The sequence below is a fragment of the Rhizobium sp. KDH_Rht_773_N genome (genome assembly GCF_052946295.1).
The window spans coordinates 1,355,733-1,380,173 of sequence record NZ_JBRFNB010000002.1 but is presented as its reverse complement, the minus strand read 5'-3'; the positions used below and the strand labels follow the sequence as shown (position 1 = coordinate 1,380,173).

Below are 24,441 nucleotides of genomic sequence, written 5' to 3'. Positions count from 1 at the left end.
TCAGTCCTGGGATCACGTTAGCGGAGCCGCCTGCCGGCGGCATCGAACAGGAAGGTGCGGGCCGCAGGCAGCGAGACCGTCAATGTCTCGGCCTTGCCGAGGCTGCGGGATTCCGGCCGCTCGATGATGAGCTGGTCGCCGCCGAGATTGGCATAGATGTAACTGGTATTGCCGAGGTGTTCGGCAACGTCGACGGCGACCTCCAGGTCGGCTTCGCCTTCGCCGGGTTCACCGAAATGTTCGGGTCGGATGCCGAGCGTCACAGCCATGCCCGATGTGACAGACGGATCGGAAAGCGGCAGCTGAAGGCGCACCGTCTTGTCGCTGGCCAGCACGACCGTTGTCTTGCCAGCCTGCACATCTGTCACTTCGGCCTTCAGGAAATTCATCTTCGGCGAACCGACGAAACCGGCGACGAACTGGTTGGCCGGATCGTCGTAAAGGTCGAGCGGCGCGCCGATCTGTTCGATATTGCCGGCCCGCAGGACGACGATCTTGTCGGCAAGCGTCATCGCTTCTGTCTGGTCGTGGGTGACATAGATCATCGTCGTACCAAGCTGCTTGTGCAGCCGGGAAATCTCGACGCGCATCTGCACGCGCAATTCCGCGTCGAGGTTCGACAACGGCTCGTCGAACAGGAAGACCTGCGGTTCGCGCACGATGGCCCGGCCGATCGCGACACGCTGGCGCTGGCCGCCGGACAGCTGTTTCGGGCGGCGTTTCATCAATTCGGTGATCTGCAGGATCTCGGCGACATGGCGCACGCGCCGTTCGGTATCGGCCTTCGGATTGCCGTTCATGCGCAGGCCGAAACTCAGGTTCTCCTCCACCGTCAGATGCGGGTAGAGCGCATAGGACTGAAAGACCATGGCGATGCCGCGATCGGCCGGCTCGACATCGTTGACGACGCGGCCGCCGATCTTCAATTCGCCGCCGGTAATATCCTCGAGGCCGGCGATCATGCGCAGAAGCGTGGACTTGCCGCAGCCGGAAGGGCCGACGAAGACGACAAACTCGCCGTCCTTCACGTCCAGATTGGCGCCGTGGATGATCTCGAATGCGCCGTAGCGTTTGACGATATTGTTGAGTGAAAGCTCTGCCATGGGCTCCCCGATTATTTGATTGCGCCGGCCGCAATGCCGGCGATGAAGTGACGCTGCAGGGCCACGAAGACGACGAGGATCGGTGCGGTCAGAAGCACCGCCCCGGCCATGATGCCGCCCCAGGATACCTTGGTGAGGCCGATCAGCACGCCAAGCGCTACCGGGGCGGTCATCATGCCGGGCTTGGAATTGATCAGCAGCGGCCAGAGGTAATTGTTCCAGGAGGCGAGGAAGAGGATGATCGCCAGCGCCGCCATGGTTGGCCGGGCGAGCGGCAAGGCAATGCGCAGGAAGATCTGCCATTCCTTGACGCCCTCGACGCGGGCTGCGTCGAAAAGGTCGTTCGGCATCATGGAAAAGGACTGGCGCATGAAGAGCACGCCGAGCGAATTGAAAAGCGGCGGCACGATGAGGGCAACCCAGGTATTGGCGAGCTTGAACTCGCGCGCCACCATGATGAACTGCGGAATGACGACGACGAAATAGGGCAGGGTGATCGTGCCGAGAATGATGGCGATGACTAAGGAACGGCCGACGAAGCGATAGCGGGCGAGCGCCCAGCCGGCCATGGAGGTCAGCAGCACGGACAGCATGGTATAGACGGTGGCGACGACGATGGAGATCACCATCGCACCGACGAAATTCGTGTCTGCCTGCAGGTTCTGGAAATTCGCGATGAAGTTGGTCGAGGGCCAGAGAACGATTTGCGGGCTGAAGATGCCGTAGTCGGGCATGGTCGAGAAGACGAACATCATCCAGAGCGGAAAGAGCCAGATGATCGCAAGCGGCAGCAGGAAGGCGTGCAGGGCGATCTGGCGGACGAGAAGGGATTGCGACTTGGATCTCATTTCGGTTCCCTCCCGACCCAGAGATTGAGAAGCGAGATTGCCACCGCCAGTGCTGCCATCGTGTAGGCGATTGCCGAGGCGTAGCCGAAATTCAAGGATGTAAAGCCCTGGCGATAGAGAAGCAGGCCAAGTGTCTCCGTACCGCCGCCCGGTCCGCCGCGATTGGTGATCAGGAAGGGCTCGGCAAAGAGCTGCATCGTGCCGATGACGGATAGAACCACACAGAAGAGAATGATCGGTTTCAGCAGCGGCAGGGTGATGTGGAAGAACTGTTGCAGCTTGCTGACACGGTCGAGAGTTGCTGCCTCATAGACGTCTTCAGGGATCGATTGCAGGCCTGCCAGGATGATGATGGCATTGTAGCCCGCCCATCGCCAGGTAACGGCGATGATGATGACGACCATGGCGGCATTGGCATTGTCGAACCAGGAAACGGGTGCCAGGCCGGCTGCGCCGATCAGCTTGTTGACGATGCCGAAATCGAGATTGAACATCAGCCGGAAGACGGCGGCATAGGCAACCTCGCCAACGACGACAGGCGCGAAGAAGGCAAAGCGGAACAGCGCGCGCGCTTTCAGAAGCGGCGAGTTCAGCAGCACCGCCATGACGGTCGCAAGGGCGATCATGACGGGAACCTGGATGACCAGGATGATGAGCGTGTTATAGACGGCGTTGTAGAAGGCAGGGTCGGAAAAAAGGCGCCCCCAATTGGCCTGAAGGCTGAATTTCCACGGATTGATGCGCGTATTCTGGAACGAGATCAGGAACGAATTGATGATTGGCCAGACCCAGAAGGCGGCGAAGACCAGAAGATAGGGCGCAAGGAACGCATAGGCGCTCCGGTTTCTGATCGGCATGGTACCTCCTTACCAAAACGAATGTGCCGGCCGCCTCCCGCGGCAAGCGAAGCCGGGCGCTTTGGCGCCCGGCCTGTCATTCACTGTGCGATCGGAAGACCGGTTGCCGAGGCGATCTGGTTGGCGGCATCGTCGAGAGCCGCCTTCGCATCGGGATAACCGCCGGCGAGGTATTTCGTCTGCGTCGTCTTGTAGATGGCATCGGCATCCGTCTGGAAGGCCGTGCCGCGGCTCGGCACGATCTTCGGCAGGGTGGCGAGGATGTCGGCCCAGATCTTCTGGCCGTCCCAATAGGGCTGCGGCTCGTTGACGAAGGGATCCTGCACGGCCGACAGCAGTGACGGCACGAGGCCGAACGATTTCAGCATTGTGACCTGGCCCTCATTGGTGGTGAGTGCATAGGTCAGATATTTGAAGGCCGCTTCCTTGTTTTGCGAATTGGCGTTGATGGCAAGCGAAGAGCCGCCGAGATTGGCCGCATGCGGGCTGTCTGCCGTCATGCCGGGCATGGGATAAACGCCCCACTTGCCGGACAGATCGGGCGAGCCGGAGCGGATCGTGCCTTCGTACCAGCCGCCGTAGACCTGGCTTGCGACCTTGCCGGCGGTGTTGGAGGAGATCTTCTCGTCCCAGTTTGCCGCCGTCAGCGTGCCGGCATCCTTCATCGCCTTGACCTTCTCCAGCGTCTGGACGCAGGCAGGCTGGTTGATGGTGATCGATTGGCCGTCGGTCGAGAAGTAGCCGCAGCCCTGTTCATTGGCGAGCATGCGGAACCATTCGCTGTCGCCGTTGAAATCGGCCTGGCCCATCACGACACCGGGATTGGCTTCCGATACCTTCTTGCCAGCGGCAATAAAATCGTCCCAGGTTGCGATCGACTTCGGATCGACGCCCGCCTTTTCATAGTAGTCGCGACGATAGAAGACGGCGACCGGGCCGGAATCCCAGGGCATGGCATAGGCGACGTCGCCGATCTCAAGTTCGGTGCGCTTGAAATCGGGGAATTTGGCCTGCATGTCGGCGGTATAGCCAAGGTCCTTCAGATTGGCGAAGCAATCCGGGAAGCGGCTCCAGAAGATTTCCGCCTCGAAATTCTCGATCGTTACGATATCGGGAAGTCCGTCGCCGCCGGCGGCGCAGGCGGCAAGCGTCTTGTCGAAGACCTGCTGATTGCCGAGATCCTGGACATCGACCTTGATGTCGGGGAACTGTTTGTTGAAGCCTTCGAGCGTTGATTTGAGAGCGGAAGCTGCGACGTTCCAGCTCCAGACGGTTAGCGTAGCGGATTGCGCATAGGCGGATCCGGATGCAAGCAGCACGAGCACTGTCGTTGCGGTGATGAGTTTAGAGCGCATGAAAATCCTCCCTTTTCAATTGCCGTCGCTGAGCGAACATGGCTAATCTAGCGCGGAGGGAACGGCTGTCTCATAAAAAGGGAATATGGAATTGGCGGAAAGTAAGGTCGTCGGCAAACCTGTTTACCAGCCCGGTGCCAGCACGATTGAAGGCATGCCGATGGCGCTGCAGATGTTCTATGCCCATCCTCCGGTCATGGCGATGCCGCACTGGCATGCGCAGGTGGAGGTCAATTACATCATGCGCGGCAGCGTTCACTACCGCATGAATGACCATGACATTACGCTCAAGGCCGGCCAGATGTGCCTTTTCTGGGGAGGGCAGCCGCATCAGATGGACGAATCCTCGGATGATTCTCTTTATGCCGGCGCGCACCTGCCGCTCGTCTATTTCTTCAGGATGCGCCTGCCTCCGGCCATAGGCACACGTCTGATGAAGGGAGAAATCCTGCTGACATCGGCCACCGATGCGGCCGACGAGGCAAATTTCCCGCGCTGGTATGACTACGCCAGATCCAATGATGTCAGGAAGACGCAGCACGCCGTCGACGAATTGCTTCTGCGCATCGAACGCATAGCGCTCGAGTCATATCTCATGGTGCCGGGCACCAGCGTCGAAGAGCTCGAACAGCCCAATTCGCATCTTTCCCGCAGTGTCGCGCGCATGTGCGATTTCATCGCGAGCAACTTCCTGCAGGATATCGATACGGCAGAAATCGCCCGCGCGGTCGATCTTCATCCGAAATATGCGATGAACCTGTTCAAGAAGACGACGGGCATGACGATCAGCAAATATATCAATCTGCTGCGTCTTTCGCATGCCCAGGCGCAGTTGATGGGCGAGGGGGCGAATGTGCTCCAGATCGCGATGGATAGCGGCTTCGGCTCGATCAGTGCCTTCAACAAGTCCTTCCGCAACATTGCCGGCATGTCGCCATCCGACTTTCGGCGGGATATGCGCTCGGTGATCGGCACTATCTCCGCCACGGGTTGAGGCAGCTCCGAATCTGCCGATGAAAACGTCTGGCGACGCCCGGCATGGCCGGCGGTACAACACGACCCTTGCAATCAGCGCTGGCAGCACCATCATCATTGGTTGTCGGAGAGGGATTCAGATGACCGAAACCCAGGATGCTTTTCGTGTGCGGATCACCGGTGGGGTGCAGGGCGTCGGCTATCGCGCCTGGACCCGCGGCCAGGCGCTGCAGCTTGGCCTGACGGGCTGGGTGCGCAATGAAGCCGACGGCTCGGTCAGCGCCCTGATCGTCGGTTCTCAAAGCGCCACCGGCTCCATGCTCGAGCGTTTCTGGAGCGGACCCGCCGGCTCTTCGGTGTCGGACGTGAAGGCGGAGGAGGCCACTCTCGACGAGGTGCCAGGCGATTTTCGCATCGTCCGATAGAGATCAGGTGAACCTGTGTTCCTTACCCGCAAGCGGCGAGGCGAATTGCGTTTCGCCGATCCTGACCGGCCGATCGCCGTCCGTGCGAACGACGAGCGTCTGCAATTCCGGTGCGTCGAGATAGACTACCGTATCGGCGCCGAGCCGCTCGATATGTCGTATCTTGCCCTGCCATTTTCCTTCGCTCGACGAGAGCGTGACATGTTCGGGCCGGATGCCATAGATCCGGCAGCCTTCCCGCGCGGCAATCTCTCCCTCGAACAGGTTCATCTTCGGCGAACCGATGAAGCCGGCGACGAATGGGGTGGCGGGATTGTTGTAAAGCGCCATCGGCGAGCCGACCTGCTCGATTGCTCCGCCGTTCAGAACGACGATCTTGTCGGCCATCGTCATCGCTTCCACCTGGTCGTGGGTGACGTAGATCATGGTGGCGCCGAGCTTGGCATGAAGGTCGGTCAATTCGATGCGCATCTGCGAGCGCAGAGACGCATCGAGGTTCGACAGCGGCTCGTCGAACAGGAAGACTTTCGGGTTGCGGATGATGGCCCGGCCGATTGCGACGCGCTGGCGCTGGCCGCCCGACAGTGCCTTCGGCTTGCGGTCTAGCAGGTGCGAAAGCTGCAGGATATCGGCGGTCTGCTTCACCCTCTCGGTGATTTCGGCCTTGGGGCGTCTGGCAAGCGACAGGCCGAAGCCGATGTTTTCTGCGACGGTGAGATGCGGATAAAGCGCATAGGACTGGAAAACCATGGCGATGCCGCGCTCGGAGGGCTCTGCATCGGTGACGTCCTTGCCGTCGATGAAAACCTGCCCGGATGTCGTCGTCTCCAATCCGGAGATGATGCGCAGCAGGGTCGATTTCCCGCAGCCGGACGGGCCGACGAAGACGCAGAACTCGCCCGGCTCGACGGTGAGGTCGATACCCTTCATGACCTCCAGGCTGCCAAAGCTCTTGCGGACACTCTCGAGAACAACTGATGTCATGGCCTATCCCTTGACTGCACCGGCGGTCATGCCTGCAACGATCTGCCGGTTGAAGAAGATGAAGACGATCAGGGGCGGAATAGTCACCAGAAGAATGTTCATGAACAGCAGGTTGAACTGGGTCTGGAACTGGCCCTGAAAATTGTAGAGCGTCAGCTGCACCGTGACGTTTTCCCGGCCCGGCAGATAGTAGAGCGGGTTGGTGAAATCGTTGAAGATGGCAATCGACTGGACGACGATGACAGTGACGGTGACAGGCTTCAGAAGCGGCAGGATGACGCGAAAGAAGATCTGGAACGGCTTTGCGCCGTCGATGATGGCGGCCTCGTCGAGATCCCGCGGAATGGTTGCGATGAAGCTGCGAAACAGCAGAACAGTGAAGCCGAGGCCATAGGCGACCTGGATCAGCACCATTCCGGACAGGCTCTTGAAGAGGCCGAGCACTTGCAGCACCCAGATGGTCGGCACCACGGCCGGCGGGATCATCAGGCCGGCGAGCACGCAGCCGTAGATGAGTGTGTTCCAGCGCGACGGGCGGCGTTGCAGCACATAGCCGACCATGGCGCCGAACAGCACCAGGAGGGTGACTGCGGCTACCGTGATGACGGTCGAATTGAAATAGGCGAGCAGCAGCATGTAGTTGCGGGTCTGCACAACCTCCATGAAATTCTGCCAGAGCTGCCATTCGACCGGCCAGCTGAATTTCAGCGCGGCCGCATCCTGTTTCGTCTTGGCGGCGGTAATGACGATGAAGAGGAAAGGCATGACGAAAATCACGCCGCAGGCGGCCAGTGCCGCAATCCCGGTGTAGAACTGGCGGCGGCTCATAGGTCCACCTCCTTGCGGTTGAACCAGGCCGTCAACGGCAGAACGATGAGGCCGATCAGCAGGAAAAGGATCACGTTGCCGGCTGTCGACAGGCCGTAGAAACCCGCCTGATACTGCTTGTAGATGACGCTTGCGAGCACGTCCGACGAAAAGCCTGGGCCGCCGCGCGTCATTGCCCAGATCAGGTCGAAGCTTCTAAGCCCCCCGATCAGCGAGAGTGTGACGACCGTCACCGTCGCGGGCCTGACCAGCGGGACCGTGACACGGAAGAACATCTGCGTGCGGGTCGCGCCGTCAATGCGGGCGGCCTCGTAATAGTCAGGGCTGATTGATGCGAGGCCGGCGATATAGATCACGGTCGCAAGGCCGATGCCCTTCCAGAGATCGACGAAAACGATGGAATAAAGTGCAAGCGCCGGGTCGGTCAGCCAGCCGGGGCCGTGAATGCCGATGGCGGCGAGCGCCACGTTGATCAATCCGCGTGTCGGATGCATGAGCACCGAAAAGGTGATGCCGACGCCGATCGTCGAGACGAGAACCGGAAAGAAGATCACGGTGCGCAACAGGCCCTGGCCCCAGAGGCCCGAGGTCAGCAATACGGCGAGCAGCAGGCCGAGGACGGTTTTCGTGCCCGAGGTCAGGACGGCATAGATGATCGTATTCACCAGTCCCTGGATGAGAAAGGGTTCGCGGAAGAACTGCCGGTAGTTTTCCAGGCCGATGAACTGGGTGGTGAACAGGTCCCAGCGCGTGAGGCTGAACCAGAAGGAGGCGACCGTCGGCGCCAGGAAGAGGACGGTGAATATCACCGCCGCCGGCAGGACGAACCAGTAGGGATAGGGTGACTTGCGTGTTCTCATACGGACACCGTGAAGCGTCCCCCATCCAGGCTGCGGCCTGGATGGGGGATCGGCTGGAAGGTTACCAGTTCGGCAGGCCGAGCTGCTTGGCCTGCTTCTCGACATCCTGATCGTAGAGGGCGGCGGCATCCTTGGCCGAACGGATGCCGGTCCCGACCTCGACCGTGATCTGCTCGAGCGCCGGTCCCTTGACGGGCGAGAGGAATTCGAGGGCGGGACCGTTATGCCCGTCGGTATTGAAATAGGGCAGCATGTCGGAAACAACCGGCGGAACATCCTTCGGAAGTTCGCATCCCTTGACGAGATAGGGACCTGACGGGACGGCCTTCGCCATCAGATCGCAGGCTTCCTTGGAGCCGACGAAATCAAGGAATTTCTTGGCCTCTTCGAGGTTTTCGGACTTTGCGGAAGCATAGAGTGCGGAGGGCATCCAGACCGTCAGGCCGTTCTTGGCGGCATCCACGCCGGGTTGGGCGAAGAAGCCCAGATCTTTCAGCTTGTCCGGAAAGTTCTGCTGAACGTTGCCGATGCCGAAGGTGAGGTTCGGATAGTGCGCGGCCTCGCCGGTGGCCACCATCCGCATGCCGTCGTCAAAGGTCGCCGCGCCGAAGTCCGCGTTGAGGAAACCGCCTTTCGCTACCTCTTCAAGATGTTCGAAGCCGCGTAGCGCAGCAGGCGTATTGGCATATTTGATCTTGTTGGCGGTATAGTCGCTCGCGAAGTTCGGAACCTCGGCTTGAACGTTATAGAAGTCGGCAAGCACGAAGAGCTGCGAAGTCCAGGTCGTGCCATAGGTCTGCGCCACGGCCACCTTGCCGGCCGCCTTGATCTTCTCGTTGTTGCTCATGAACTCCGCCCAGGTCTTCGGCGGTGTGAGCCCGAGATCGGCGTAGATCTTTCTGTTGTAGAAGATGCCGCCGCCCATGGCGGGACCGAAAGGAAGGCCGCGGACATGGCCGTCCGGGCTGGTGACGACCTTTTTGAAACTGTCGAGAATGCCGGCTTCCGACGGAAGATCGGAAAGATCTGCGATCGTTTCCTGCGGCTTCAAAGCCTGGAAGAGGGAGCCGCCGTTATACAGGAAGATATCGGCCATTTCGCCGGTGGCGAGCCGGGTCTTGACGATATTGTCACCCTCGGACCCACCGGCGCGCTGCTCGACATCGAACGTAACGTCCGGATGCTTTTCCATGTAGGCTTTGGAAACCGCATCGAACGAGGCAATCGTCTCCGGATTGGTATCGATCAGGACGCTGAGGGTCACATCCGCATGTGCCACTCCAGCGGCAAGAGCCATGATGCTGGCTGCAAGGATGCTGCACTTCGTCATTCGCATAGTCACTTCCTCCTCTTGAAGACCGGAATGCGTTGGGCTGGCTGTTCGCGGATCAAAGACCCGCGAGCGCCGCATCAGATGGAAAACGTAATCGTGTGTTCTCCTGCTTCGAGCTTCGTCTCCTCACCTTGCTCGACCGGAATGCCGTCTGCCTTCAGCGACTTGCGATCGCCCCTGGCCTGCAGGCGCGCCGTTACGCCCTGCGGCAGCACAAGGCGGCATGTGACGGTTCCCTCCTCCAGGGTCCATCCCGCTTCGATGCGGCCAAAACGCGTGTCGTGCCAGGCCGAAACCGGCGAGAGCGCGGGCAGGATCGCGGGATCGAAGCTCACTTCCTCGAAACCGGGCTTGTCTTCCCGCGGCTTGATGCCCGCAACGTCCTCAAAGAGCCACTGGCACACGGCGCCGTAGGCATAATGATTATAGCTGTTCATGTCGGGATCGTAGATCGTCCCGTCTTCGGCAAGCGCATCCCATCGTTCCCATATCGATGTCGCTCCGCGTTCGACCTGATAGAGCCAGCCGGGGACCTTCCGGTTGAGGAACATCTTCTCGGCAAGGTCCAGCATGCCGAGCCGGGTCAGGGCTGGCAGCAGGGCAGGGGTGCCGATGAAACCCGTGCCGATGACGCCCTCGGTCTCCTCCGCCACCCGACGGAAATAACCCCGAGCGGCCTCTTCGTATTCGGGCGGAACAAGGCCGTAGAGGAATGCGAGAGACCATGAAGTCTGGTCGTTATGGGCAATACGGCCGGAGGGTGAAAAGAATTCGTGCTTGAACGCCGCCCTGATCTCTTCCGCACGTTTTTCGAGCCGCGCGGCTTCAACGGTTTCGCCGAGGATGCGGGCAATCTTTGCCGTGAGCTGCGTCGAGATAAAGTGATAGAGGGTGGCTGCGCAATCGTCTGCCACGGTCGGGCGCGGCTTTCTGTTGTCTCCGACCGGCTGCAGCCAGTCGCCGAAGGTGAAGCCGTGCGCGCCCCAGAGAGCGGGCGGGCGGATGATCGGTCCGTTCGAGATGCCCCAGAGATAGTCGAGCCAGCGAAGCATCGCGGGAAAGCACTCCTCCAGCGCCGCGCTGTCGCCGTAATGCAGGTAGAGCTGCCAGGGAATGATGACGATTGCGTCGCCCCAGCCGGTCGATCCTGCCCACTCGCCGCGGCCGTCGATCGGGTGCAGTCGCGTCGGGTCCGGCGAGAAATGCGAGACCGCGCCATTGGCACGCTGGTCGTGGATCACGTCGCGGAGATATTTCCTGAGGAAGGTGTGGCTGTCTGCGAGCCAGCAGGCCGTACCGGCGAATACCTGAGCATCGCCCGTCCAGCCGAGGCGTTCGTCGCGTTGCGGGCAATCGGTCGGCACTTCGATGAAATTGGAGCGTTGCGACCAGATCGTGTTGTCGACAAGCCGGTTGACGGCGGCGATGCCCGACGTGAAGCCGCCGGCGCGTGTCGGCACCGAAGTAACCGGCACCATGGCAATCGCGACAAGCTCGGCCTGTCCGGTAATGGTAACGCGCGCAAAGCGGAAACCCATGAAGGTGAAGAGCGGCGCGTATTCCTCTTCGCCTTGCCCCGAAAGCGTATAGATCAGTTCGGCGCGCGCGCTGCGATAGTTGCGGTTGTCGAAGAAGCGCTCGGGGCCGAGCACTTCGGAATGCTCGACGCGCACCTGCGCGCCGGCAGCGCCCTTGAGGCGCAGCCTTATATAGGCGCCGGCATTCTGCCCAAAATCATAGACGGTTCGGCCATCCGCCTCGGTCCAGCTGTCGGTCGGCGAGAGAGCGTCCAGTTCCTTGACCGCGCCGGTCTCGTGCGGAACCAGCAGAGCCTTGTCGAACGGGAGCACATCGATACCGTGGCTGTCCTGCGGGCGGATGCGGGCGTCATAGTCCTCGCCATAATAGATGCCGTTGCGCAGGACGGGAGTGAAGCCGCTTTTCCAGCTGCCGTCCGTCTTCAGAAGCAGCTCGCCGCCGGCGTGCAATTCGGCGATGGCCGCCGTCCGCTCGCCCCAGCAATTGACGATCGGATTGGCGGCCCACATAAGCTGGCTGCGATACCAGCCGTCACCCAGCCAGATCTCGATGCGGTTGCTGCCGGGTTGCAGGAGCTTTGCGACATCGTAGGTCTGATAGGCGATCCGGTCGTCGTAGCAGGTCCAGCCGGGTGTCAGAAGATCGTTGCCCACGCGCTTTCCGTTGAGGAAGGCACGATAGAGGCCGAGGGCCGAGATACGCAGCGTTGCTTCGGCGGGAAAGGCCTCCAGCGTGAACTCCCGCGAAACGAACGTGCCTGGTGTTGCCTGGCCGCCGTCGCAGGACGGGCCGATCATCGACGCTGTAAACTGGAAAGCAGAACCGGCAAGGCCGTCCTCCCCAGTGATGCCCTGGGCCGAAACAGTCTTCATTCAGAACCTCCCCAACCGCCAATTCCTCCGGCGATTGCTCGTGTGTATCGTTCTATGTATATCATTCTACACTATCGATTGCCGCGCAAGAGCTTTTGTGCCTATAATTTTCGGGACACGTGAGAGTGAGGCAATTTGGAATGAAAAATCAGGCCGTTAACGCGACGAGAGACAGGATCACGATCCGTGACGTGGCTCAGGATGCCGGCGTCTCCGTCGCTGCGGTATCGAAGGTTCTGCGCAATGCCTACGGCGTCAGCGACGTCTTGCGAACGAAGGTCGAGACCTCGATCGAGAAGCTGAATTACCGGCCTTCCGTGGCCGCGCGCGCCATGCGCGGCCGCACGCAGACGGTCGGCGTCCTCGTCATCGAATTGTCGAACCCGTTCCTGGCCGGCGTCATCGAGGAGGCGAACGCCACGCTGGCGGAGAGCGGCTTCAAGGCGCTGATCGGCATCGGCCGTTCCACGAGCCCGATCGAGGCGTCGATGATCGAATCGATGATTGATAATCGCATGGACGGTGTGCTGATCATCGCTCCCAGAATATCGGGCAGGGTGCTGGAGCGTTACGCGCGTCAGATCCCGATCGTCGTCATTGCCCATCACGAACCGCACGCTCAGACCTACGACACGGTCAATTCCGATGACCGCAGGGGAGCTGCTCTGGCGGTGGAGGCGGCATTGCGATCCGGTTACGAGTCCATCGCGATGCTCGGTTATGAGCTTGGCGATTCACCGCAGACCGTCGTCGCGCTCCAGCGCGAGAAGGGTTATCTGGCGGCCACGAAGGCCGCCGGTCTGGAGGGCCGCATCATCCGCCTGCCGCCCGTCGGCGTGGATCGCAGGCCCGCAATCAATGATTTCCTGGCTTTGAAGGATCGCCCCCGCGCTGTCTTCGTCTGGTCGGATCTCGATGCCGTTCCGCTCATCAATGCTGCGCGCATGAGCGGCGTGCGGGTGCCGGAAGATCTTGCGATTATCGGCTACGACAATTCGCCCATGGCGGCCATACCGCTCGTCGGCCTGACGAGCGTGGACCAGAACGCCGCCGGCCTGGGCAGAACCGCAGCCGAGGTGCTGCTCGGCAGGATCGATGGTCGCGAGGAGGCCCGCCACCTGCTGATCGAACCGCATGTCGAAATGCGCGGAAGTACCTGAAGGGCAGGGGGCGGACGGCCGTCAGTCATGCGGCGGCAAAGAACGCCTTCAGCACGTCTTTCCGTTCTATGATATCGGCGACGCTGTAGCGATCGAAGACGCCGACAAAAGCCTCGGTCGCCTCTCGCAGGATAGGCGGCATGCCGCAGCCGCCCCTGATGGCACAGGAGGAGCATTCGAGAATGTCGTCGAGGCCTTCCGTATGCCGCAGCAGTTTGCCGAGGTTGGTAGCGGCGGCCGGGCGGCCAAGCCGAATGCCGCCGTGCCTGCCCCGGATCGATTCCACGAAACCGGCTTTCGCCAGATCCTGAACCACCTTCATCAGATGGTTCTGGGAGATGGCGTAGGCGTCGGCGACCTCCTTGATCGAGCGGATTTCTCCCTCGTGTGAGCCGAGGTAAATCATCACGCGGATCGCATAGTCGGTGTACCGTGTAAGCTTCATGGCACCTGCGTCAAAACGCCCAAAGAGAAATCATGCATTTCGATAGCATCTTTTTCTGGCTACGTATACATGCATCCCAGATGCATGATTATGGAGCGATGCGATGGATGCGACGAGGTTGGAAGAGGAACAGATCCTCCCCCTGCTGGAGCGATTTTACGAGAGGGTTCGGCGCGATCCGATGCTCGGCCCGGTTTTCGCCGTGGTCTCCGATTGGCCGGAGCATTTGCAGCGACTGACCGAATTCTGGTCATCGCTGATGCTGACATCGGGCAAATACAAGGGCAATCCCGTTGCCATGCACCTGATCCACGCTGACAGGATAGAGCCGGCAATGTTCGAGCGTTGGCTTGCGATCTGGCGTGAGACGACGAACGAGATGCTGCCGCTCAAGGTCGCGCAGGAGATGCAGGTCAAGGCGGGGCGGATTGCCTCGCGGCTGAACCTGGCACTGACCGGAGAGATGCTCGAGCTGCGGGCTGAAAAGCCTGCGCCGGTGCCGAAGCCGTACAGGACGACAAAGATCTTCGACGAAGCGACCGTGCCAGCGGCCCTTCTCGAAAGCCACCGGGTCAAACCCGGTGCCTGGGCGCTCATCCGCGTCCTGACGGGCAGCATGCGTCTGGTGACAGGGCAGACCGTGAGCCCCTTAAACCCCGATTGTATCGGCCGGATCCTGCCTGAGGTGAAGCATCATCTCGAGCTTCACGGCCCGGTACAGTTTCAGATCGAATTCTTCGATCGCGATCCCCTCCATGTTGATAGTAGTGAAAGGAAAGAACATGCCTAATCCGCTTTCGGCACGCACCATTGAACTGGTGAAGCAGAGTGCTCCGGCGGTCGCCGCGCATGCGAGCGATATTACCAAGACCATGTATGGGCTGCTGTTTAAAGACGAGCATATCAAGGCACTCTTCAATCAGGCCAACCACGGCGAGAACGGCTCTCAGGTTCACGCGCTGGCGGCAGCGATTGTCGGTTATGCCCAGAATATCGACAACCTCGCGCCCCTCGTTCCCGTCATCGAACGGATCGCGCACAAGCACATCGGTTTTCATATCCTGTCGGAACATTATCCCTATGTCGCCAAATCGTTGCTGGCAGCAATCCGTGAAGTCCTGGGCGAAGCGGCATCCGAGGAGCTGATGGACGCCTGGGGAGAAGCCTATTGGTTTCTGGCCGATACCCTGATCGAAAGAGAGGAACAGATACGGGCAGAGCTTGAAAAGCGGGCCGGCGGCTGGAATGGCTGGCGCGAATTCAGGGTGGCCGAAAAAATCAAGGAAAGCGATGTCGTTACTTCCTTCGTCCTGCGCCCCGTTGACGGACAAGCCGTGGCCCTGCATCGCGCCGGCCAATATCTGACCTTCGACTTCAGTCTTCCCGACGGCATCAGGATGAAGCGGAATTACTCCATCTCGTCCGGCCCGAACCAGGACTTCTACCGCATATCGGTCAAGCGGGAGGAAAACGGCAAGGGCGCGTCGCGCTACCTGCATGATCACGTCGAGGTGGGGACGATCTTGAGGGTCACTCCGCCTGCCGGAGACTTCTTCCTGCCCGAGGAACCGAACAGCGAAGTAATCCTGCTGTCCGGTGGTGTCGGTCTGACACCCATGGTCAGCATGCTGGAAGCGATCGCGGCCGACTATCCTGACGTCGAAGCGCATTTCGTTCACGGTGCGCTCAATAGCTCGACGCACGCGATGGACAGGCATGTCCGCTCCCTTGCCCAACGCCATGGCCGCGTCGCCGTCAGCACCTTCTACAGCGATCCGTCAGACAGGGACGTGGCGGGCCTTTCGCATGACGAGGACGGCTTCATCACCGGAAGGTGGCTGGAGGCGAACACACCGATCAAAACGGCAAATTTCTATATTTGCGGCCCCAAGCCCTTCCTGCGGTCGGTTGTCGGTGATCTGCGGGCGCTTGGCGTTTCCAGCGATCGCATCCACTATGAATTCTTCGGCCCGACGGATGAGTTGCTGGCGGCCTGAAACCGCCCGCGACTGAGCGGCTAAAACTCACTGCCGTAACAAAAATTCGACCGGCCGGAGCCGTGGTGGCTCCGGCCGGTCGATTGCGTTTCGCGTGGCGTCGCCAGGGTGGCCGCATGAGGCCGGGGGTCCATTTTTCCTGGCTGGCGGCCCGATTAATCGCCCGTTCATTTTGCCGCCGCTATTGACCACTATCCGCCATTTCGAACAATCCAAGTTTGAATGTAAACTCCCGCTAAAAAAGCAATGAAGATGCCCAATTCGAAACGCTCGTGCCCCTTCTCGCATCCAGTTCCGCAAGAATGCATTGGCCGGACACGAACCCAGTAGAAGAGAAAACGCTATGTCCTCTCAAAAGATTACGGGCGCTTCGAGCGCGCATGTTCAGGCAACCGCCGCAGATCCCGATTTCGGCATCCGCGCGCCCCTGCTGTCGAATGAGCAGTTGAGGGTCAAGGCCGCGGAGTTTGCAGAGAGCCGCGCGCTGGACGTGGCAAATTTCAAGGGATTCGATTTCTTCCAGCGGCATCGGGAAAACGAGGCGGAGATCCTGAGGGTCTATCGCGCGGCTGCAGCGGATGTCGATGCGGGCGAGAGCATCACGCCGGCTGCCGAATGGCTGCTCGATAACCACTATATCGTCGAGGAAGCGATCCAGGAAGTACGCCGCGATTTCCCGAAGAAATTCTATCGGGAATTGCGCAAGATCACGCTCGACGGGACCGAAGTGCCGCGCACGCTGGCGCTTGCCTGGCTCTATATGGCGCATGCGCACAGCAATATCAGCAATGCCGGCATGGCGGCTGTTACCGAAGGCTTTCAGGACAGGGAGACGCTGCGCATCGGCGAACTCTGGGCGCTGCCTTCGCTCGTTCGCTACGTGCTGATCGACAATCTTCGCCATGTCGCGACCCGCATCGACAAGAGCCGTGAAATGCGCTCGAGCGCCAATGCGGCCGCCACACAGGCGATCGCGCTCGGCGATGCCGGGGCCGCAGGCTACCTCGAAACGCTTTCCGCCAATCTCGACGACACGACTTTCGTCACCCAGCTTCATTACCGGCTGCGCAACGCGCTTGAGCCGACCGAAGCCGCACTGACCTGGCTTGAGACCAGGCTTGCGGCGAAGGGAACGGACGCCGAGGCCGTCATGTCGGCCGAACAGGTCCGCCTCGGCGCAGCCAATGCGCTGATGGGCAGCATCATCAAGAGCCTGCGCGAGATCAACGATACCGACTGGTCCGAATGGGTCGAAGAAGTCAGTACGATCGACAAGCTGCTCTGGCAGCAGACGGATTATGCCGAACTCGATTCCGGTTCCCGCAACAGCTATCGCCGCCAGATCGAGAAGCTTGCCAAGCGCTCCGACAAGACGGAAATGGATATAGCCGAAGCGGCCGTCCGTCTGGCCGACGGTGCGAAGGCGGGCCGTCAGGATCCGTCGTCCGCCGCCGGCAATGTCGGCTATTATTTCGTCGGCAACGGGCGCCCGGCGCTCGAAAGGGAGATCGGCTTCCGGCCGCCGCTCGGCCTGCGGTTCATGCGCGTCATCCGCAAGTTGAACTGGCTGGCAATCGCCGTGCCGGTGCTGCTCCTGACGCTGCTGGCGCTGGTCATCACCGATGCGATTTTTGTCGATGCCGGCATGCCGCTTTTTGCGACGGTCGTGCTGTTGGCGATGTTCGCGCTTCCCGCCTCCGAGGGAGCGACCGGCCTCTTCAACTTCTTCGCCACCTTCTTCATCACGCCGGATCGCCTTGTCGGCTACGAATTCAAGAAGGGGCTGCCGGCCGAAGCCCGCACGCTCGTCACCATCCCCTGCCTGATCGGCAAGCGGGAACATGTCGATGAGCTCGTTCGCAATCTCGAGGTCCATTATCTCGCCAACGCGCGCGGTGAAATCTACTATGCGCTGCTGAGCGACTGGCCGGACGCACAGGAGGAGCAGAACGCCCGCGATCTCGAAGTGCTCGATTATGCGCTGAGCAAGATCGCCAACCTGGAGGCGCGTTATGCCGAAAACGGCAAGCAGCGCTTTTATCTCCTGCATCGCCGCCGCCAGTACAATCCCGCCGAAGGCGCCTGGATGGGCTGGGAACGCAAGCGCGGCAAGCTGCATGAACTCAACATGCTTTTGCGCGGCGAGCCGAACACGAGCTTTCTGCCCGGCGCCGATGTCGTACCGCAGGACGTCAAATATGTGATGACGCTCGACAGCGACACGCGTGTCGTCCGCGACACCGTGACGAAACTTGTCGGCAAGCTGCATCATCCGATCAACCGGCCGGTCTTCGACGAGAAGAAACAGCGCGTGGTTGACGGCTATGGCGTGCTGCAGCCGCGTGTGACGCCGTCGCTCACGACAGGCAAGGACGCCTCTACCTTCCAGCGCGTCTTCTCGGTCAACCGCGGCCTTGATCCTTACGTCTTTGCCGTTTCCGACGTCTATCAGGACATTACCGGCGAAGGCACCTTCACCGGCAAGGGTCTCTACCATGTCGACGCTTTCGAAGCTTCGCTGAAGGGACGGATCAAGGAGAACTCGGTTCTCAGCCACGACCTGCTCGAAGGTTCGATGGCGCGTTGCGCGCTGGTGACGGACTGCGAGCTGGTCGAGGATTTTCCAATTCGCTACGAAGTGGAAGTCTCGCGCCAGCATCGCTGGGCACGCGGCGACTGGCAGCTTCTGCCTTACATCTTCGACGACCGTCGCGGTGTGACCGCGCTCGGCTGCTGGAAGATGTTCGACAACCTGCGTCGCTCGCTGACCCCGATCGCCTGGTTCCTGGCATCCGTTCTCGGCTGGTACTGGATGGACCCGCTCGGCGCGCTCATCTGGCAGATCCTGCTGATCTTCTCCCTGTTTGTCGCGCCGACCCTGTCGCTGATCAACGGTATCATCCCGCGCACCAGCGACATCATCCTGCAGGCGCACCTCCATACCGTCTGGAAAGACATCGAGAATGCCAACGCCCAGGTGGCGATGCGCATCGTCTTCATCGCCGACATTGCCTGCGTCATGGCCGATGCTATCATCCGCTCGCTCTACCGCCTCTTCGTCAGCCGCAAGCTGATGCTGCAATGGCGCACGGCCGCAAGCGCCCAGGCTATGGCGCAGACGACCATTGTCGGTCACTACAAGGTCATGTGGCGGGCACCGGTGCTGGCCGTCCTGGCGCTGCTCTTTACGATTTCGTCCGGCGACAGCGCCTGGATGGTCGGCCTTCCCTTCGTCATTCTCTGGATCCTTTCGCCGGCCATCGCCTGGACGGTCAGCCAGACGGCGGAAACAGAAGACCGGCTCGACGTGCCCGATAACGTGCGCAGCGAGCTTCGCAAGATTGCACGGCGCACCTGGCGTTATTTCGATCACTTCGTGGTACCCGGCCAGCATTACCTGCCGCCGGACAACGTCCAGCAGACGCCGCACGCCGTCGTCGCGATGCGCACCTCGCCGACCAATATCGGCGTCTATCTGCTGTCGGTGATTTCGGCACGCCGTTTCGGCTGGATTTCCTTCGAAGACGCGGTCAAACGCATCGAACAGACGATTGAAACCGTCGACAGGCTCGAAAAATATCGCGGCCACCTCTTCAACTGGTATCATACCGACACGCTGAAGCCGCTCGGTCGCCGCTATGTGTCATCGGTCGACAGCGGCAATTTCGCCGGCCATCTGATTGCCGTTTCCTCGGCCTGCCGTATCTGGGCGCAGTCTCCTCTCGCACACATTCACACCGATCTCGATGGCATCGGCGATGTCGCTGCCATTCTTCGCGAGGTGCTGAATGAGCTTCGGGAAGAAGACAAGTCAATCCGGTCCCTGCACGACCGGCTGGATGGCCGGATCGCCGATCTCGAAACGGCGGTCGCCACCGGCAGGCGGGAGAAGGAATTCTCCTCCGGCCTGATCGAGCGATTTGCCGGGCAGGCGCGCGAAATTCGCGAACTTGCCGGCAGCCTCGATCGTGAGGTGAAGACGGCACAGAGCGACGAAGTCGTCTATTGGGCCGAAAAGCTCGTGGCAACCTGCGAGCTCCATCAGACCGACAAGGCCTTCGACCCCTCACAGGAGGACGCCATCAGCGAAAGGCTGACCCGCGTCGGCAACCGCGCCCGCGAAACCGCGCTCGACATGGATTTCAGCTTCCTCTATCGCCCCGAGCGCCGGCTGCTGTCGATCGGCTTCCGGGTGGAGACGGAAGAAGTCGATGCCGCCTGCTACGACCTGCTTGCCTCCGAAGCGCGCCTGACCAGCCTTTTCTCCGTTGCCAAGGGCGACCTGCCGACGGAGCACTGGTACAAGCTCGGCCGTCACGTCGTGCCTGTCGGCTCGCGCGGGGCGCTCGTCTCCTGGTCCGGCTCGATGTTCGAATATCTCATGCCGCCGCTCGTCATGCAGGAGCGCAGCGGCGGTATTCTCAACCAGACCAACAATCTGATCGTTCTCGAGCAGATGAACTATGCCCGCAAGCTCGGCACCCCCTGGGGCATCTCGGAAGCGGCCTTCAATGCCCGCGACCACCAGATGAACTACCAGTACAGCAATTTCGGCGTGCCGACGCTCGGTCTGAAGCGCGGTCTTGGCCAGAATGCCGTCATCGCCCCTTATGCCTCGCTGCTGGCGAGCCAGTACGACCCGGTCGCCGCGCTCGAAAACCTCAACAGGCTGCGGGCCGTCGGTGCGCTTGGCATGTATGGCTTCCACGATGCCGTCGATTTCACGCCGAACCGCGTGCCGGAAGGCAAGCAGTGCGCCGTGGTCTATAACTACTATGCGCACCATCACGGCATGTCGATCGCAGCCGTCGCCAATGTCGTCTTCGACGGCATGCTGCGCGAACTCTTCCACGCCGATCCCGTCATCGAGGCGGCCGAACTGCTGCTGCAGGAAAAGGCGCCGCGCGACATTCCGGTTATGGCCGCCAAGCATGAAACCGATGCGCCTGCGACCATCCAGGGCGATCTTATGCGTCCGGAAGTGCGCCGCCTTGAAGATCCGGCGTCGCGCGAGCGAGAATTGCTGCTGCTCTCCAACGGCCGCTATTCGACCATGCTGACGGCGACGGGGTCCGGCTACAGCCGCTGGAAGAACCTCTCTGTCAACCGGTGGCGGGCCGACCCGACGGAAGATCGCTGGGGTTCCTTCATCTTCCTGCGGGATACGGCGTCGAACGAATGGTGGTCAGCGACGGCAGAGCCGCGCTCGATCGCCAATGAACATGTCCGCGTCAGCTTCAGCGACGACAAGGCCGAGTTCATCAAGACTGTCGGTGAACTGACGAGCGAGATGGAAGTCTTTGTCGCCAGCGATCACGATGCGGAAGGCCGCCGTCTCACGATCACCAATACCGGCACGGAAGATCGCGTCATCGAAGTGACCTCCTATATGGAGCCGGTCGCGACACTCGATATCGTTGATACGGGCCATCCGGTCTTTGCGCGCATGTTCCTGAAGACCGAGATCGCCGCTTCCGGCGATGCTGTTATCGTCGAACGCCAGAAGCGCGGCCTCACCGATCCCGATGTCGCCATTGCTCAGCTTATCGTCGATACGTCGGGCGAAAACGGTCCGACGCAATTCGAGACGGACCGCATGCGTTTCCTCGGCCGCGGACGCACCCTGACTGAAGCCGCCGCCTTCGATGCCGGTGTACAGCTGTCGGGTACCGACGGTTTCACCATGGATGCCTGCGTATCGCTGCGCCGTACGCTCCGCATCCCGGCCGGCCAGAAGGTCAGCGTGACCTTCTGGACCGTCGCTGCGGCCGAACGTGCCGAACTCGAAGCGGCGCTGGAGCATTATCGCCAGCCGGAAAGCTTTGCCCAGGGCCTCGTGCAGGCCTGGACGAGAACACAAAGCCAGCTGCGCCAGATCGGCGTCAACTCGAAGGAGGCCGCCGCCTACCAGAGGTTCGCGCGCTACATCATCTATCCCGACATGGCGCTGCGCGCCGACAGCAAGGCGGTTCGCGAGGGTCTCAAGTCCCAGTCCGTGCTCTGGGGTGCGACTTTGTCCGGTGATGCGCCGCTGATGACGCTGCGCATCACTGACGAGCTCGGGACGGATCTCGTCAAGGAACTGCTGCGTGCTCAGGGGCTCCTGCAGTCGCGCGGCGTCGAGGTCGATCTCGTTATCTTCAACGAGCGCACCGGCGAGGCGGCTGCGGAAATGCAGCGCACGATCGACCAGCTTTGCGACGCGGCGCGTCATGCCAGCGAGATTGCCGGCATCCAGCGCAATATTTATGTACTGCGCAAGGACCTGACATCGCCGGAGGCCTATGACGCCATCATCGCCGCCTCCCGCGTCGTGCTGCGAGGCCGGGACGGCAGCCTCATCGACCAGCTGCAGAAGGCTCGTTCCGTGACCGGTTCGCCGGCGTTGCTTGGCCAGTGGGGGGATTCCACCCTCGTGCCGAGAATGGTGCGCGATCCCGTTCAGCCCGTATCGGCCGACGGCAGCGATCTCGCCTTCTGGAACGGCTATGGCGGCTTTGCGGCCGATGGCAGCGAATATGTCGTGCGCCTTTCCGGTGGCGAGCAGACGCCGCACCCCTGGGTCAATATCGTGGCCAATGACAGTTTCGGCTTCCATGTCTCGGCCGAAGGCGCGGCCTTTACCTGGAGCCAGAACTCGCGCGATCATCAGCTGACGCCCTGGACCAACGACATGGTCACCAACCGTCCGGGTGAAGCTTTCTACCTCAAGGATCTCGATCGCGGTTCGGTCATCGTTCCCTATTCCTCGCTGGCGCAGCGCTCCGACACGCGCTTCGAGGCCCGTCACGGCCTTGGTTACTCGGTCTTCTCGACGGTCCAGGACGAGATCGCCCTGGAGGTCACGCAGACCCTCCATATGGAAAAGTCGGTCAAGCTGACACGGCTGCGCATTCGCAACGATGCGGGCGAGGCACGCAAGCTGCGGCTCTATGGTTATGCCGAATGGATCCTCGGCAACCATCCGACCAAGAGCAAACCCTTCATCATCTCCAGCTTCGACAGCGCAAGTGGGGCAGTCTTTGCGAGCAACCCGTTCAGCGTGAGCTTTGGAACGCGTGTCGCGGCATTCGCGGCAAGCGAAACCCCGTCGAGCGTTTCGACGAGCCGTCGCGAATTCATCGGCCGGCACGGGACGATCCAGCAGCCGCGCACCGTTTCGGCAGGGTCGCGTCTCTCCAACGCTTTGGATCTTGACGGCGATCCTGCAGCCGCCCTGGCCTTCGATCTGACGATCGAGCCCGGCGAGGTGCGCGAAGTCTGCTTCTATATGGGCGACGCCGCCTCGCAGGAGGACGCGGCGGCCCTGATTGCCGACATCCGCTCGGTCGCGTTCGAGGACATACTCGACCGGACCCGCGACTTCTGGAAGAAGTTTACCGGCAAGACGCGCGTTTCGACACCGGATCAGCGCCTCGACTTCATGGTCAACAGCTGGCTGCCCTATCAGACATATGGCTGCCGCATCATGGCCCGCACGGCCTTCTACCAGTCGAGCGGTGCCTGGAACCTGCGCGACCAGCTGCAGGATTCGCTGGCCTTCCTGCTGCATTCGCCCGATATCGCGCGCCGGCAGATCCTCAATACCGGCCGGCGTCAGTTTCCGGAGGGCGACTTCCAGCACTGGTGGCTGGCAGACAGCGGCGCCGGCGTTCGCACCAACATCTCCGACGATCCGGTCTGGCTTGCCTATGCGATCGATCAATATTGCACCGCCACAGGCGACGCGGCCATCATGGACGAGATGTTGCCCTTCGTCGAAGGCGCGCAGCTGAGCCCCGGTCAGTACGACGCCTTCCTGCAACCGCGTGTCTCCGAGGAGACCGCATCGCTTTACGAGCACGCCGCCCTCGGCCTTGATCTCGCAATCAAGCGGACCGGCGTCAACGGCCTGCCGCTGATGATGAGCGGTGACTGGTGCGACAAGATGGATCGCGTCGGCATGGCCGGTCGCGGCGAGAGCGTCTGGCTCGGCTGGTTCCTGGCCGGTGCCTTGCGCCGCTTCATCGCCTACGCGGAGGCACGAGGCGATGTGAAACGTGTCAGCCACTGGACGGCGCATCTTGGCAAGCTCAAGGAAGCGATCGAAACGGCCGGCTGGGACGGTGAATATTATCGCCGCGGTTATTATGACAACGGCGCTCCGCTCGGCTCCAGCCAGTCCGAAGAGGACAAGATCGACTCGATCGCCCAGTCCTGGAGCGTATTGTCGGGCGAGGGCAATCCGGAGCGCAGCAAGATGGCGATGAAGGCCGTACGCGACAAGCTCGTGGATGAGGAAGGCAGGTTCATCCGCCTCTTGACGCCGCCCTTCGTCAAGCCGGTCAACGATCCCGGCGTCATCAAGGCCTATCCGCCCGGCGTTCGCGAAAATGGCGGCCAGTACACCCATGCCGCTACCTGGGCGGTGCTCGCCCTTGTCCGCATGGGCCGGGCCGACGACGCCTGGCGCGCTTTCGAGATGTTGAATCCGATCAACCATTCGCTCGACAAATCGTCGGCAGACGTCTACCGCATCGAGCCCTATGTGATTGCCGGCGACATCTATGGCGAGGGTGCTCTCAAGGGCCGCGGCGGCTGGAGCTGGTACACCGGCTCGGCCGGCTGGCTCTACCGGGTGGCGGTGGAGGGCATCCTCGGCATCCGCTCGGAGAATGGCCGCCTGCATGTCAAGCCGGTCCTGCCGGCCGGATGGGACGGCTTCTCCGCTGAACTCGATCTTCCGAGCGGGAAATATCAGGTTTCCGTTTCGAGGGTGGATGCGGATCGATGCTCGGTGACGGTCAACGGCGCTGCGCTCGATGATCCGAACGAGGGATATCTGCTTGCGGCCAAATGAAAACGCATGTCGGGGCAGGTC

16 protein-coding genes are annotated in these 24,441 nt (G+C 61.2%); 6 read left to right on the top strand and 10 right to left on the bottom strand.

The genetic code is table 11. The features are described from left to right. Positions 1-17: 17 nt before the first annotated feature. The 4 genes from ACU8HS_RS28195 to ACU8HS_RS28180 all read right to left on the bottom strand — a co-directional run bounded on the left by ACU8HS_RS28195 (position 18) and on the right by ACU8HS_RS28180 (position 4,163). On the bottom strand, positions 18-1,103 hold the full coding sequence (locus tag ACU8HS_RS28195) for an ABC transporter ATP-binding protein (RefSeq protein ID WP_112704158.1): 1,086 nt from the start codon (positions 1,101-1,103) through the stop codon (positions 18-20). A gap of 11 nt (positions 1,104-1,114) precedes the next feature. After that, positions 1,115-1,951 (bottom strand): carbohydrate ABC transporter permease, encoded by an 837-nt coding sequence (locus tag ACU8HS_RS28190; RefSeq protein WP_447016179.1) that lies wholly within the window; start codon positions 1,949-1,951, stop codon positions 1,115-1,117. After that, the gene (locus tag ACU8HS_RS28185; RefSeq protein ID WP_112704157.1) at positions 1,948-2,808 is read right to left on the bottom strand and encodes a carbohydrate ABC transporter permease; all 861 of its coding nucleotides are present in this window, start codon (positions 2,806-2,808) and stop codon (positions 1,948-1,950) included. Before ACU8HS_RS28185 ends, ACU8HS_RS28190 begins: the two co-directional genes overlap by 4 nt. An 80-nt stretch (positions 2,809-2,888) precedes the next feature. After that, positions 2,889-4,163, bottom strand: coding sequence for an ABC transporter substrate-binding protein (locus tag ACU8HS_RS28180; RefSeq protein WP_112704156.1), 1,275 nt, complete (start codon positions 4,161-4,163; stop codon positions 2,889-2,891). A gap of 85 nt (positions 4,164-4,248) precedes the next feature. On the opposite strand from ACU8HS_RS28180, the gene ACU8HS_RS28175 reads away from it, so the two are divergent. After that, positions 4,249-5,157 (top strand): helix-turn-helix domain-containing protein, encoded by a 909-nt coding sequence (locus ACU8HS_RS28175; RefSeq protein ID WP_377312443.1) that lies wholly within the window; start codon positions 4,249-4,251, stop codon positions 5,155-5,157. A 121-nt stretch (positions 5,158-5,278) separates the two neighbouring features. Next, positions 5,279-5,563 (top strand): acylphosphatase, encoded by a 285-nt coding sequence (locus ACU8HS_RS28170; protein WP_112753725.1) that lies wholly within the window; start codon positions 5,279-5,281, stop codon positions 5,561-5,563. A 3-nt stretch (positions 5,564-5,566) separates the two neighbouring features. Here ACU8HS_RS28170 and ACU8HS_RS28165 read toward each other — a convergent pair whose 3' ends face one another. From ACU8HS_RS28165 to ACU8HS_RS28145, 5 genes are all read right to left on the bottom strand, one after another. Further along, on the bottom strand, positions 5,567-6,547 hold the full coding sequence (locus tag ACU8HS_RS28165) for an ABC transporter ATP-binding protein (RefSeq protein ID WP_447016178.1): 981 nt from the start codon (positions 6,545-6,547) through the stop codon (positions 5,567-5,569). 3 nt (positions 6,548-6,550) lie between these two features. Further along, positions 6,551-7,375 (bottom strand): carbohydrate ABC transporter permease, encoded by an 825-nt coding sequence (locus ACU8HS_RS28160; protein ID WP_112570012.1) that lies wholly within the window; start codon positions 7,373-7,375, stop codon positions 6,551-6,553. Further along, positions 7,372-8,235, bottom strand: a complete 864-nt coding sequence (locus ACU8HS_RS28155) for a carbohydrate ABC transporter permease (protein WP_112570014.1) — start codon at positions 8,233-8,235, stop codon at positions 7,372-7,374. The genes ACU8HS_RS28160 and ACU8HS_RS28155 overlap by 4 nt, the downstream gene beginning before the upstream one ends. A 61-nt stretch (positions 8,236-8,296) precedes the next feature. Next, positions 8,297-9,571, bottom strand: coding sequence for an extracellular solute-binding protein (locus tag ACU8HS_RS28150; protein ID WP_112570016.1), 1,275 nt, complete (start codon positions 9,569-9,571; stop codon positions 8,297-8,299). Positions 9,572-9,645: 74 nt separating this feature from the next. Next, a complete protein-coding gene (locus tag ACU8HS_RS28145) occupies positions 9,646-11,904 on the bottom strand; it encodes a family 78 glycoside hydrolase catalytic domain (protein ID WP_447016480.1) in 2,259 nt (752 codons plus the stop codon). Positions 11,905-12,119: 215 nt separating this feature from the next. Between ACU8HS_RS28145 and ACU8HS_RS28140 the strand changes: the two genes are divergently transcribed. Further along, positions 12,120-13,139: a LacI family DNA-binding transcriptional regulator gene (locus ACU8HS_RS28140; protein ID WP_112570020.1), complete on the top strand. Its 1,020-nt coding sequence runs from the start codon at positions 12,120-12,122 to the stop codon at positions 13,137-13,139. Between the two features lie 25 nt (positions 13,140-13,164). On the opposite strand, the gene ACU8HS_RS28135 is transcribed toward ACU8HS_RS28140, so the two are convergent. After that, positions 13,165-13,584 carry an RrF2 family transcriptional regulator gene (locus ACU8HS_RS28135; protein WP_112570022.1) on the bottom strand — a complete coding sequence of 140 codons (420 nt, stop codon included), beginning with the start codon at positions 13,582-13,584 and terminating at the stop codon, positions 13,165-13,167. Positions 13,585-13,687: 103 nt separating this feature from the next. Here ACU8HS_RS28135 and ACU8HS_RS28130 point away from each other — a divergent pair, with 103 nt between their 5' ends. From ACU8HS_RS28130 to ACU8HS_RS28120, 3 genes are all read left to right on the top strand, one after another. Continuing rightward, the gene (locus ACU8HS_RS28130; RefSeq protein WP_447016177.1) at positions 13,688-14,374 is read left to right on the top strand and encodes a DUF1971 domain-containing protein; all 687 of its coding nucleotides are present in this window, start codon (positions 13,688-13,690) and stop codon (positions 14,372-14,374) included. Beyond that, positions 14,367-15,581 (top strand): NO-inducible flavohemoprotein, encoded by a 1,215-nt coding sequence (hmpA, locus tag ACU8HS_RS28125; RefSeq protein WP_113413395.1) that lies wholly within the window; start codon positions 14,367-14,369, stop codon positions 15,579-15,581. Before ACU8HS_RS28130 ends, hmpA begins: the two co-directional genes overlap by 8 nt. Before the next feature lie 343 nt (positions 15,582-15,924). After that, positions 15,925-24,420: a GH36-type glycosyl hydrolase domain-containing protein gene (locus ACU8HS_RS28120; protein ID WP_447016176.1), complete on the top strand. Its 8,496-nt coding sequence runs from the start codon at positions 15,925-15,927 to the stop codon at positions 24,418-24,420. Positions 24,421-24,441 lie beyond the last annotated feature (21 nt).